The 13087-nt window shown below is 50.6% G+C and carries 8 protein-coding genes; 4 read left to right on the top strand and 4 right to left on the bottom strand.

Annotation, left to right across the window (positions count from 1 at the left end; translation table 11 throughout):
• Positions 1–211 precede the first annotated feature (211 nt).
• Positions 212–1171 (bottom strand): IS3 family transposase, encoded by a 960-nt coding sequence (locus DWY57_RS03925; RefSeq protein WP_279387020.1) that lies wholly within the window; start codon positions 1169–1171, stop codon positions 212–214.
• Positions 1172–1194: 23 nt separating this feature from the next.
• Positions 1195–1575: a transposase gene (locus DWY57_RS03920; RefSeq protein WP_005829611.1), complete on the bottom strand. Its 381-nt coding sequence runs from the start codon at positions 1573–1575 to the stop codon at positions 1195–1197.
• Positions 1576–1853: 278 nt separating this feature from the next.
• On the opposite strand from DWY57_RS03920, the gene rfbA reads away from it, so the two are divergent.
• Positions 1854–2726 (top strand): glucose-1-phosphate thymidylyltransferase RfbA, encoded by an 873-nt coding sequence (rfbA, locus tag DWY57_RS03915; protein WP_022401146.1) that lies wholly within the window; start codon positions 1854–1856, stop codon positions 2724–2726.
• Positions 2727–2813: 87 nt separating this feature from the next.
• Positions 2814–3956 carry a dTDP-glucose 4,6-dehydratase gene (gene rfbB / locus DWY57_RS03910; RefSeq protein WP_119961346.1) on the top strand — a complete coding sequence of 381 codons (1143 nt, stop codon included), beginning with the start codon at positions 2814–2816 and terminating at the stop codon, positions 3954–3956.
• Positions 3957–4002: 46 nt separating this feature from the next.
• On the opposite strand, the gene menA is transcribed toward rfbB, so the two are convergent.
• Entirely contained in the window at positions 4003–4914 is a 912-nt protein-coding gene (gene menA, locus DWY57_RS03905; protein ID WP_005827044.1) for a 1,4-dihydroxy-2-naphthoate octaprenyltransferase, read from the bottom strand.
• 70 nt (positions 4915–4984) lie between these two features.
• On the opposite strand from menA, the gene DWY57_RS03900 reads away from it, so the two are divergent.
• Positions 4985–6052 (top strand): metallophosphoesterase, encoded by a 1068-nt coding sequence (locus DWY57_RS03900; protein ID WP_034523237.1) that lies wholly within the window; start codon positions 4985–4987, stop codon positions 6050–6052.
• Between the two features lies 1 nt (position 6053).
• Here the strand turns inward: DWY57_RS03900 and DWY57_RS03895 are convergent, their stop codons facing one another.
• Positions 6054–9023 (bottom strand): PEP/pyruvate-binding domain-containing protein, encoded by a 2970-nt coding sequence (locus tag DWY57_RS03895; protein WP_119957927.1) that lies wholly within the window; start codon positions 9021–9023, stop codon positions 6054–6056.
• Positions 9024–9148: 125 nt separating this feature from the next.
• Here DWY57_RS03895 and DWY57_RS03890 point away from each other — a divergent pair, with 125 nt between their 5' ends.
• On the top strand, positions 9149–13081 hold the full coding sequence (locus tag DWY57_RS03890; RefSeq protein ID WP_117588429.1) for a hybrid sensor histidine kinase/response regulator transcription factor: 3933 nt from the start codon (positions 9149–9151) through the stop codon (positions 13079–13081).
• Positions 13082–13087: the final 6 nt, after the last annotated feature.

The following is a 13087-nucleotide window of genomic DNA, read 5'->3' as shown; positions in this document are numbered from 1 at the left end:
ACGCTTTTTCTTTTTATAACCGATATCAGTAGACGGTTCTTGGAATGTTGTACTGGTTCAGTAGTCACTTCTTCCCAAGCCCTGCTGATATAGTAGACACAGCAAAGTGAGTTGTCCTGATTCTGTTGACAGTCATCCTGCTGCATTTGCAGAGCCCGTGCTTGCTTGTCCGGCAAGACTGGGTGCCCCTAAAAGAGGCATTCTGTCTTTGTCAGGTGCGCTGTCCTGCGCCTTCGCCCGGACTTGCTGTCCGGCTTTGCAAAGATATTGCATCCTTCTTTTTATTGCTACTTGTGGAAGGATATTTTTTCTTCTTCCACATTTTCTTCTGTATTCCCTTCTCCAGATGCGCCACAGCAGGTATTTTATACCCGATACTCATATGCGGTCTGCGATGGTTATAGAAATGTATGTAGCGAGCTATGACATTTCTTGCATGCCCGATGTCGTTGAACCGGCCTCGAGGATGGCTGCTTTCCGCCTTAATAATCCCGTTGATACGTTCCGCAACGGCATTGTCGGTGGGTTTGTAGTCTTCCGTCATACTGATGGCAATGCCATGTTTCTGAAGAAGTGCCACGTATGGGTCGCAACAGTATTGTACGCCACGGTCCGAGTGATGTATCAGGCCCGTAAGATTTTCATCTCCTGTCATTTCAACAGCCTGCTCTATAGCCTGTTGCAATGCATTGATGGTTGCCGATACCCGTAAGGTGTCGGCAAGCACCCATCCCACTATCTTATGGGAGTAGGCATCCGTAATCAGATGCAGATAACAGACTTCACCATTGGCAAGTGGTATATAAGTAATGTCGCTGACCCACAACTGGTTGGCTGAAGTCAAGGTCAGTCCTTTGATTAGGTTCTTCCACTTGTGGTAGCGATGGTTGGAGTTCGTCGTATGCCGGGTCTTGCGGGCAGGAAGCATCAAGCGGTGTTGCCGGAGCAATGCATAAAAGCTGTCCCGCCCAGGCATGAACCCGGCTCCAAAAAGCACGGTGAGCATAATCCACAGTTTGTAACAGCCTATACCCGGATCTTCGATACGGATATCACGGACAGCATCCAGCATGAGACGTTCCCTATGTATCTGACTCTCAATGTCAGCCTTTGACTGGTAGTAGGCTTGACAACAATGGCCAAACAGACGGCAGGCCAACGCAACTTTCAGGTTGCGCTGACTGACCAGTTCCGTTACGATTTGGCCCCAGATTTTTTTCTGATAGGGATGTTGAAGAGTTCTTCAGCACGCGTAATCATCAACTCACGGGCTTCTGTTTCCAGCTTGGAGAAAGACAGAGCTTTCTCCAGCTCTTTAATGCGCTTTTTTAATTGGGCATTTTCATCTTTGTAGGCTTCCTTGCTGCGATTGGACATATCTGGTGATTCTTGTTCAGAAGGCAAAGATAGCTCTTCTGCTAAATTTGAATACTTTTTAATCCAACTATTTAGCAAGGCAGGGCAACAAATGCCATGTGCCCGGCAAAAGGCATGCTTACTCATACCTGATTGGTAGTAAGAGTGAAGAAAAAACAGTTTTTCATCTTCACGATAAAGCTTTCGTTTTGAAGTCATAATAGTAACACATTTATTAGTTTGTAAATGTGTCTACCTATATCAGGATAAGACAGTGAAGACCGTTTCATCAAGGGGTGACGGCCGTTACGCACTGAAGTAAGCAAAACAATGTACCGGAGTAAGCAAAGCAATGAAGTAAAAAGATGAAACCAAGCCTTCACTTAATCCAATTTTTCCATTATCTTTGTGCCCGAATAGCAAGTAGAGCCGTGGGGCATCGTCCTCCTTCTTATTTTATTCTCCATTTTGAAGTATCACCGAAAAAGAACTGAAATATGAAAGGAATTATTCTTGCAGGTGGCAGTGCCACTCGTCTCTATCCGTTGTCCAAGGCTATCTCCAAGCAGATAATGCCCGTCTACGACAAGCCGATGATATACTACCCGCTCTCTACACTGATGTTGGCGGGAATTCGCGAAGTGCTTATTATCTCTACTCCACGTGACTTACCCATGTTCCGCGAGCTGCTGGGAACCGGCGAAGAACTCGGTATGTCCTTTTCCTATAAGATACAAGAGAATCCCAACGGACTGGCACAAGCCTTTGTGCTGGGTGCAGAGTTCTTGGACGGCGGACCGGGCTGCCTTATTCTGGGCGACAACATGTTCTACGGTCAAGGCTTCTCCGCCATGCTGAAGCGTGCCGCTTCCATAGACAAGGGTGCCTGCATCTTTGGTTATTACGTCAAGGACCCCCGTGCCTACGGTGTAGTGGAGTTTGATGCCAACGGCAAAGCCGTCTCGCTGGAAGAAAAGCCTGCCAATCCTAAAAGCAACTATGCCGTCCCCGGACTGTACTTCTACGACTCCACCGTGACAGAGAAAGCCGCCTCCTTGAAGCCCTCTGCTCGCGGCGAATACGAAATTACCGACCTCAACCGTCTCTATCTGGACGAGGGCACGCTGAAAGTGGAGTTCTTCGGCCGTGGCTTTGCCTGGCTCGACACCGGCAATTGCGACAGCCTGCTGGAAGCCAGCAATTTTGTCGCCACCATCCAGAACCGTCAAGGCTTCCGCGTGAGCTGTATCGAAGAGATTGCCTGGCGCAAGGGCTGGATAGATGTAGACCAGCTGTATCGCTTGGGTGAACAGCTTGGCAAGACCGAATATGGCAAATACCTGATGGAACTGGCTGAATCGAAGCGATGAACTCTTTGTTCCCCAAAAAGAGAAGGAGAATAGTTCTCCTATAAAGGCCCGCTGACTTTAATTTTTAATTTATAATTTTTAATTCTCATGAAGACTTATCTCGTAACCGGTGCCGCCGGTTTTATCGGCGCCAACTATATTAAATACATCCTGGCAAAACATAATGATATTAAAGTGGTGATACTGGATGCCTTGACCTACGCAGGCAATCTGGGCACCATTGCCAATGACATTGACGATGAACGTTGCTTTTTTGTAAAAGGTGACATCTGCGACCGCGTGCTTGCCGACAAACTGTTTGCCAAGTATAAATTCGATTACGTAGTGAATTTTGCTGCCGAGAGCCACGTAGACCGTAGCATAGAGAATCCCCAGCTTTTCCTGATGACCAACATCCTGGGTACACAAAACCTGCTCGATGCCGCCCGCCGTGCCTGGGTCACGGGTAAGGACGAGTCCGGTTATCCCACTTGGCGCAAAGGCGTTCGTTACCATCAAGTGTCTACCGACGAAGTTTACGGCTCACTTGGTGCCGAAGGCTACTTCACAGAGCAAACCCCGCTCTGCCCGCACAGCCCTTACAGCGCCAGCAAGACGAGTGCCGATATGGTAGTGATGGCCTATCACGATACCTATAAGATGCCCGTCACTATCACCCGCTGTTCCAACAACTACGGTCCTTATCACTTCCCCGAAAAGCTGATTCCGCTTATCATCAAGAATATTCTCGAAGGCAAGAACCTCCCCGTCTATGGCGACGGCAGTAACGTGCGTGACTGGCTCTACGTGGAAGACCACTGCAAAGCTATCGACCTGGTTGTCCGCGAGGGTGTGGAAGGCGAAGTCTACAACGTAGGCGGTCACAACGAAAAGACCAATCTTGAAATCGTGAAGCTGACTATTGCCACCGTCCGCCGCTTGATGGAGGAAGAACCCCGTTACCGTGCAGTGCTGAAGAAACAAGTAAAAGCCGCCGACGGCACGATTGACATCAGCTGGATAAACGAAGACCTTATCACCTTCGTCAAAGACCGCCTAGGTCACGACCAGCGTTATGCCATCGACCCCACAAAGATTACCAATGCCCTGGGCTGGTATCCGGAGACGAAGTTCGAGGTCGGCATCGTCAAGACCATTGAATGGTACCTGAACAACCAGCCGTGGGTGGAAGAAGTGACCAGCGGTGATTATCAGAAGTATTACGAACAGATGTATGGAGGTAGAGGTTAAGGTTTAGGGATTAGGGTCTAACCGCTAATCCTTAACCTCTAACCTCTCAATTCAGCGCCACCGCTAACAGTAATCCTAAGAACAGCATATTGCGCGACGTCTCGCCCAGTATGCTGTTCAGCTTTTTACCGCTACCTATCTGTATCATTTTGCGCCACGTCAGTGCGTGCATATAGAGATAGACGCAGGGAGCCCAGATAAATTCCAGCGGAGTCAGCTTGCCCGTGTAGACAAACCAGAAGCAGAGCAGCACGGCGGCGATGCCCAGTGCCAGATACATATTCTCACCGAACTTCTTGCCGTAGCGTACCACCAGCGTACACTTGCCGCTCACGGCATCCTGCTCGCGGTCGCGATAGTTGTTCACCATCAGCAAGGTGTCTATGGCGAGGCCACTGACGAGCGACAGCACCACCACATCCATATTCAGCGTATAGGCCTGCACGTAGTAGGTGCCGCATACGGGCACGAAGCCGAAGAACACCAGCACCAGTACGTCGCCCCAGCCCCGATAGGAGAGCAGCGTGGTATAGAGGAAAGCAAACAGTATGCACACCACGCCCAGCACCACCAGTTCCCAGCCTCCGTGGGGCAGCTGCCCCCAGACGGTGAACAGCACTGCCAGCCCTGCCAGGCACGACAGTGTCAGTGCGATGCCGATGCCGGTTTTCATGGCTGCCGGCGTAATCCAACCTTCGGCGCAGGCGCGCTGCGGCCCCAGCCGGTCTTCCCGACGGTCGGTCCCTTTCTGGAAGTCGAAGAGGTCGTTGATAAAGTTGGCGGCAATCTGCATGCCGCAGGCAAAGAGGGCGCACAGCAGGGCGGGTGCGGTCTTGAACTGTCCGTCGCTGAAGGCAAGGGCACTGCCCAGCAATACCGGGATGATGGCTCCCGTCAACGTCTTGGGGCGGGCGGCGAGAAACCATGCGTAGGGTGAATTCTGTTTAATCTCGTTCATCGTAGTTCCAATTTAGTTCGGCATCTGCCAGCAAAAATACTGAAAATCCCTATATTTGTACCCACTTATGATGAAGAAGTTAGTCTACATATCCATTCTTTCTCTGCTGCTCTTGTCTTCCTGCCGTTCCAAGCGGATGATTACCGTGTCGTTGCCGCAGCCAGTCATGCAGGCAGACAGCACGCAGCTTGGCGATACTATCGGGTTGCCTGCCCGCCTTTCGCCGATGTTCACCTTTGACCAGTCTGATTTGCGTAATGTCCGCCGCCAGCCGGCGAAGGGCGAGGTAAAGAAACAGCAGATAAAGAAAACGGCACCGGTACAAAAGGTAATTGTGCAGCGAGGTACAAGAATCACATCGAAAACCACCCACGTAGGCTCGGCCTATAAGGGCGTCAGCCGCATTAAGACGTACGACTTCACGCATCGCGACGTGCCTGCCGCCTTCGAGGGCTTCCGCATCGCCTTTGTCTCCGACCTGCACTACAAAAGCCTGCTGAAGGAGGAGGGATTGAAGGACCTGGTCCGCCTGCTCATAGACCAGAAGGCCGACGTGCTGCTGATTGGCGGTGACTTTCACGAAGGCTGCCAGTACGTGCCGCCCGTCATGGCTGCCCTGGCGCAAGTGAAGACGCCGTTGGGCACCTATGCCGTGCTTGGCAACAATGACTACGAGGCTTGCTATGACGACATCGTGCGCGAAATGAGGCATTATGGCATGCATCTGCTGGAGCATAAGGTGGACACCCTGCGGCGTGGCGGTGAGCGGATTCTTGTGGCGGGCGTGCGCAATCCTTTCGACTTGGGCAAGAACGGCACATCGCCCACACTCGGCCTTTCGCCCGACGATTTCGTAATCCTGCTGACGCATACGCCAGACTATGCCGAGGACGTCCCGGTGACAAACTCCGATCTCATCCTGGCCGGACACACGCATGGCGGGCAGGTGACGCTGTTCGGGCTTTATGCACCGATAGTCCCCTCGCACTACGGGCAGCGGTTCCTCTCCGGGCTGAAGTACAACTCAAAGAACATCCCGATGATTGTCACCAACGGCATCGGCACTTCGCAGAAAGCCATCCGCATGTTTGCTCCCGCAGAGGTGGTGATGATTGTGCTGCACCGGCTGACGGACTGATTTATTCTTCGGGCATCAGCACCACTCCCAGTTTCTTCTTGCCATCCATCTTTACCACCATCGGCTGGTGGAAATGTACATGCCGCAGGTACTTCGTCTCGTGTACGGCAGGCTGTGCATTCAGGAATTCCTGGTTGTATACGCCGTCATTCATAAAGGCGTTGATGGTAAAGTATCCCACTCCAAAGGAGGTCAGGTTCTGGAAGAAGTGGGTTCCCTGGCTGGGGTCTACCCGGTAGTTGGTCAGTCCGGCTTCCACTATCACGCGGGCGGCGCTGATGTGCGGCCACTTCACGGGGATGCCGAGCCAGGTGTCACTGCTACCCCAGCGTCCGGGACCTACAAGGACATAGTTGCGGCCTTCGTCCAGGAACTGCTGGTTCAGCTTCTCTATCTCCCAGGCAATCTCCTGGTTGTGGGAGGCACTATAGTCGTCTGTCTTCACATAGATAATGTCATGTATCTCGTTCATGATGCCATGTCCCAATGAGTTGTTGGAACGGAGTAGTACCTGGTTGTCTGGAATCGCGGTAAGGTCTTCATCCAGCATCTCCTTGGTGTCGACTATCGGGCGGATTTGCAGCAGGTAGAAGGTGCCGGTTTTGTCCTTCTCGCGGCTCATGGTGGCGGCAAACTCTATCTCTACGGGACGGCGCATCTCCTGCTCTCCGTATTTCAAAGCCAGTTGCAGGATGCGTGGCAGGGGGAATACGTCGTGTTGCAGGATGTTGGCAAAGGTGATGACTTTGCGTCCGCCGGGATAAAGCCCGTCGCGGATAATCTGGTCGTAAGGGTCGTAGGTGGAGGCTATGTAGTTCAGTGCTCCGTCCTTTTCCGCTTCTTTGACGTGCAGTTTCAGCAGGTTGAAGCCGTCGTCGATGGAGAAGTCGTGACCGGCATTGCGCAGGTCGAGGGCATAGAAGCGGGTCTGAGTCTCTTTGAGGGCAATCTCCATTTCGCTGGTTTGCAGCACCTGGTTGGGGTGATAGGGCGAGAAGCGGAGCGTCATGCCACCGTCCACGATGTATTTACCTAAACCGAGCGCCAGATTGACGATACCTTCTTCTGCCTTCTCGTCGCCGATGGGGTAGTAGTTGAGCGAACGTGCCACGCCGGACATGCTGGGGTAGTAGCGGTCACCATACTGGTTGCCCACTACCTCTTGCAAGATGACAGCCATCTTTTCCTGGTCGATAACGTTGCTCGTTGCCTGCATGTATGCCTTCGAGTCGCGGAAGTAGACCGAAGCATATACTCCCTTGATGGCATCGCTCAGCATGCGCAGCATCTCGTACTTGTCGTCCAGATAGGGAATCATGTAGGTGTTGTAGATGCCGGCGAAGGGTTGGTAGTGCGAGTCTTCCAACAACGAGGACGAACGGATGGCAAGCGGCGACTTCACCACGTCGAAGAAGGTGAAGAAGTCCTCCACCAGGCGGTCGGGCAGCTTTGCTTTGAGGAAGTAGCGCAGGATGACGTCATCGTCGGCATCGGACAAGGCTATCTGATACAGATTGTTGGTATCCATAAACTCGTCGAACACATCGGTACAGAGCACGATGGTCTTGGGGATGGCGACACGGGCATTCTCAAACTCTTCGAACTCGGGGTGATGCTTCACCAGGTTGTCGATGAAAGCCAGTCCGCGCCCCTTGCCTCCCAGCGAACCGTCGCCAATACGGGCAAAGTTGGAGTATCGGTCAAAGCGGTCGCGCCTGAAGACTGCCACTACTCCCTGGTTTTTCATCTTGCGGTATTTCACGATAGCCTCGAAGATAATTTTACGGTGGGCATCCACGTCTTGCAAGCTATTCCAGGTGATGGGCCGCAGGAACTCTGCCACGGGAAACATGGCACGCGAGTAGAGCCAGCGGCTGACGTGGTTGCGGCTGATGTGGTAAAGGAATGATTCTGCCGGAACAGCAAAAAGAATGTTCTGCAGCTCTTTGAGATTCTTTACGCGGGCAATCTCTTCCAGCGTGTCCGGGTTGCGGAAGATAAAGTCGCCGAAGCCGAAATTGTCTGATACAATACGGCGCAGGTCCACATCCATCTTTTTGGAATTCTTGTCGATGAAGGCGGCATCGTATTTGGCTGCATACGCTACGTTGTCCGATTCGCTGGACTGTATGATAAGGGGTACAAACGGGTCTTCCTTGCGGATGGCGGCACAGAGCTTGATACCGGCCAGTCCGTCCTTCTCGCCCCGTTCTACGCGGGGGAAGCGTACGTCGGTGATGACACCTAATATATTATTCTTATATTTTTGGTAGATGCCAAAGGCTTCTTCATAGGTACGTGCCAGTACAATTTTGGGACGTCCCCTCATGCGCAGTGTGCGCTGGTGGGCATTCAGTGCTTCGGTAGAGAATTCCTGGCTCTGCTTCAATACGAATTTATACAGATTGGGCAGGATGGAGGAGTAAAAGCGGATGCCGTCTTCCACCAGCAGGATGAGCTGCACACCCACTTCGTTGACGTCGTGCTCCAGGTTCATCTTGTCCTCTATCAGCTTGATGATGGAAACCAGCAAGTCGGTGTTTCCCAGCCAGCAGAACACATACTCAAAGGGACTGAGGTCTTCATTGGCAATACGCTTGGTGATGCCGTGGCTGAAAGGGGTAAGTATCACCATCGGAATCTGTTCATACAGGTTTTTGATGTATCGTGCCACGTCGAAGCTGTCGTTGTCTCCCGTGCCCGGCATGCAGATGATGAGGTCGAAAGAGATGGAGGACAGCTGTGTCAGCGCCTCCTCGCAAGTGGAAACCTGCGTGAAACGGGGAGGGTAGCGCAAGGAGAGCGAAGTGTATTCATTGAATATCTTTTCGTCGATGCGGCCGTCATCTTCCAGCATGAAAGCATCGTAAGGATTGGCTATCAGAAGGACGTTGAAAATACGCCGTGTCATGAGGTTGGCAAACTGTGTGTCCTTGAAATAGAGCTGGTTTAATTTGAACTTACTGAGCATGGCTTCTCATGATTTGTTGGTTTCGGAAGGCAAAAGTAATAGAAATCGAACCTATTCGGATAGTTTTTCGACCGTTTTTTTTATATTTATGCGTAATATTGCATCCGAAAAACAATATATGACCTATGTCTGCTCCATATCCGTTTCCATATAAATCCGTTGCATGTACATTTTTGCTGTTATGGGTGTTCGTTTTTTTGTTCGCTGACTTGTTTGCCGGTTCATTCCGCACCTTGGGTATCAAGGAGGGATTGGGCAGTCGGCAAGTATTCCAGATAAACAAGGATTCAGCCGGATTTGTCTGGGTGTATACTCATGTCGGGATAGATCGTTATGACGGGAATGAAATCAAGCATTACAAGCTGGACGGAATGGTTGATTCCAGGGACAATATCCAGTCTTCCACTACCATGATGTGTGATAAGGAGGGTATTGTCTGGGTTGCATTGAAGAATGGAAAAATCTATGCATACAACAAACTGACGGACTCTTTCCAATTGCGTGTGGACTTGGCTGATTACCTGCCTTCTCCGGTATTGTATAATATGCTGTTTGATGACGAAAACCGTTTGTGGTTGTGTATGTCGAAGGGGCTTTATTCTTGGGAAGAAAGTGCAGGACTGTCTTTTGCCGGATTGAAGGGGCAATCTGTCCGTTGCATGGTCCAAATGGAAGATGAAGTGTTTTTTGCAGGCACCGACAAGGGTGTCTTCCGGCTGACGAAGGCAGGAGCGGCAGGTTCTTCGTCTTTTGAGACGAGGCCGGTTGACCTGCATACAGAGATGCATGTGGAATCGCTCTATGTCTTCGGAGCGAAGCTGTTCATCGGTACCTTTTCAAACGGCGTATTTGTGCTTGACGGTCCCGACGGGCGGATACATCCGTTGAATGAGCGGATTCCTCATGTACCTATCCGTTCGTTTGCAAGGACAAAGGATAATTTGCTGCTGGTGGGAGCCGACGGTGCAGGTGTTTTTTGCATGGATGTCGCTACTGGAGAACTTTTGAACCATTACATGAATAACGGGGATGATGACAAAAGCTTGAGTGGTAATACGGTATCCGATATTTGTGTGGATGAATCCGGAGTTGTATGGATTGGCACTTCTACGAATGGCATCAGCTATCTGGATCCGGAGATGCCGGATGTCTGTAGAATCAGGCACGAACGCAATAATGATAATTCCCTGAAGTCGGACCATGTAAATGTGATGTTTCAGGACTCGGAGGGAGATTATTGGTATGGTACAAACAACGGCGTCAGCCTCTATCAACCTCGGTCACGCAAATGGACCCACTATCTGGACGGTACGGAATATAGTGGCAAAGTGGTATTGGCGCTTGCTGAAGACTCCAGGGGAAACATCTGGGTAGGTGGCTATGGTATCGGTGTCTATTGTATTCATAAACAGACCGGACGGGTACAGAAGAAAGAGAAAAGAAATGCACATCCGGAGAAGGGAATGGCTACCGACTATGTTTATGCCATTTATGCGGAAGGGGATTATGTCTGGTTCGGTGGTATTGAAGGAGAGTTTACCCGTTACGATATACGGACGGATACTTATACATATTACCCGATTGATTGCATAGGTGACATAAAGCCGGGTAAGGGGGGCTCATTACTGATTGCCGGTTGCAGCGGGTTGGCCGTCTTTGATAAGAAGTCGGGAGACACGCAGTGGCATCAGACGTTTGGAGACATCTCTCTGCATTATCCTGTCCGTTGCCTGATGCAGTCCTCATCCGGCGATACCTGGCTGGCTACAGACGGGGAAGGCCTTATACGTGTTGGGCCGGATGGGAAAGAGGCGCATGCATATACCGTAGATGACAATCTGGTTTCCAATTCCATCAACAGCCTGCTGGAGGATAACGAAGGGCGTATCTGGTTCAGTACGGAGAAGGAATTGTATTGCTTGGACTGCTCCCGGGATATTATCATCAGTGCCAATGATTTTTTGGATGTCAGCTGGGGATATTACAATCCGAATGCTGCCCTTAAGTTGAAGAATGGATGTCTTGCTTTCGGTACTGCAGAAGGGGTTCTTTCCTTTCTCCCGTCTTTGGACTTAGGGCCCCATGTGTCTGTTGAGCTGATTCTGACAGACTTTAAACTGCTTTACGAATCGGTCAAAGCGGGAATGAAAGGCTCTCTTTTGCAAACGAATATCAATGATACCCGGAAAATAGATTTGAAGTATAATCAAAACTCCTTCTCTATTTCCTTCTCTGCCATCAACTTTGCAGTCCCGCATCGTATCAGGTATGAGTATAGGCTCGAAAATCACAATGAGGAGTGGGAACACTCCAATTCAGTGCGGAACGTGAGCTATATGAATCTCTCGTCCGGTAAGTATGTATTCCGCTTGCGGGCATTTGATAAATACACCGGGCAGCAGGTGGGAGAAAGAAGTCTGGACATTGTCATTCATAACCCTTACTGGGTTTCGTGGTGGGCGCTGTTCATCTATTTCATTTTGTTGTCTGTCTTTGTGTACATGTTTGTGCTGTATAGGAGGCATAAGGTGAACGAGGGGCGTATAAGGGACAAGATACGTTCCTTTATCAGTATAGCCCATGATATCCGTACACCGGTTACTTTAATAAAGGCTCCGCTGAGCGAGCTCGAAGCGCAGGAGGGACTTCCGGAGCAGGGTAAGAAAACCGTTGCGGTGGCAATGAAGAATGTGGAAAAACTGATGGGAATGATTACTCAACTGCTTGAGTTGCAGAAAACGGAACTGCATGCCGAGGAGTGTCTGAAGGTTTCTCCATACGACATTAAGGCTTATCTGGAGGAAAAAATGGCGGAGTTTCACTTAGCCGCCATGCAGAAGAGCGTCGGGATAGAGTTGGAGGTGGAGCCGGATATGCCCAAGGTTTGGATTGACCGGGAGAAGATGGATCATATCATAGACAATCTGCTCTCCAATGCCTTGAAGTATACAGAGAAGGGAGTCATCCATATACTGGTGAAGACTGCAAGAAAGAAGTGGACTATTGAAGTGAAGGATACGGGTATCGGCATTCCGAAAGAGGAGCAGGGCAATATTTTTCACGAATATTATAGAGCCCAGAATGCCATGAACTTTGAGGAAACCGGTTCGGGTATCGGTCTGATGATTACGCGCCGCATTGTGAAACAGCATCACGGCACCATCTCTTTCAGTAGCGTGGAAGGGCAGGGAACTACGTTTACGGTAACTTTCCCGCAGAGGATAAAGGCGAGCGTGGCGGTGGAAGCGAAGGCTGACGGCCGGGAAGAAGCTCAGGCCGCTACCGGGGCTGTGCATGAAGAAACGGAACGTGCCGGGAAGAATGTCCTTCTTCTGGCGGAGGACGATGCGGATATGAGGGAGTATCTGGTGGACAGCTTGTCTTCCGAATATAAGGTAGTTGCCGTGCCCGACGGCGGAAAGGCATTGGAGACGGCAAGGGAAATCAATCCTGATATCATTATCTCGGACATTGTGATGCCGGTACTGGAAGGTGATGAATTGTGCCGGATTCTGAAATCATCGGTAGATACAAGCCATATACCTATTATATTACTGACCGCACTGAGTGAGAGGGAAAATATCATCTTCGGACTGGAAGCCGGTGCCAATGACTACATCATCAAGCCTTTCGACTTGTCTGTGCTGAAAGTGCGTATCAGGAATATTCTTCAGAATAGGCAGCATTTGCGCGAAACCGTGTTGGCGATGGATGCGCAGCCCGAAGAGACAGACTATACCAGCCAGTTGGACAAGGAGTTCCTGGACAAGGTTATGAAAGTGATTGAGGAGGAGTTGTCCGATTCGGAATTCTCCATCAATGACTTCTGCCGGATGCTGGGCATGAGCCGCACTTCTGTCTACAATAAGATAAAGACGCTGACCGGGCAGGGACCGAATGACTTCATCCGCATTGTCCGTTTGAACAAGGCAAAAGAGCTGCTGGTTTCCCGGAAATATTCGATAGGGGAAGTGGCGAATATGGTCGGATTTTCTGACCCGAAATATTTTAGTACATGCTTCAAAAAGCAGTTTGGCACCAGTCCCAGCAAAATTTAGAGCCAT

This window comes from Bacteroides sp. AF25-5LB, from assembly GCF_003602965.1.
Lineage (GTDB): Bacteria > Bacteroidota > Bacteroidia > Bacteroidales > Bacteroidaceae > Bacteroides > Bacteroides uniformis.
This window is presented reverse-complemented; position numbering and strand designations above follow the sequence as displayed.

Bases quoted from the DNA above. Each gene is read 5' to 3' on its own strand.
- rfbA (WP_022401146.1), top strand. From the start codon at position 1,854: ATGAAAGGAATTATTCTTGCAGGTGGCAGTGCCACTCGTCTCTATCCG.
- menA (WP_005827044.1), bottom strand. From the start codon at position 4,914: ATGAACGAGATTAAACAGAATTCACCCTACGCATGGTTTCTCGCCGCC.
- rfbB (WP_119961346.1), top strand. From the start codon at position 2,814: ATGAAGACTTATCTCGTAACCGGTGCCGCCGGTTTTATCGGCGCCAAC.
- DWY57_RS03920 (WP_005829611.1), bottom strand. From the start codon at position 1,575: ATGACTTCAAAACGAAAGCTTTATCGTGAAGATGAAAAACTGTTTTTT.
- DWY57_RS03890 (WP_117588429.1), top strand. From the start codon at position 9,149: ATGTCTGCTCCATATCCGTTTCCATATAAATCCGTTGCATGTACATTT.
- DWY57_RS03900 (WP_034523237.1), top strand. From the start codon at position 4,985: ATGAAGAAGTTAGTCTACATATCCATTCTTTCTCTGCTGCTCTTGTCT.
- DWY57_RS03895 (WP_119957927.1), bottom strand. From the start codon at position 9,023: ATGCTCAGTAAGTTCAAATTAAACCAGCTCTATTTCAAGGACACACAG.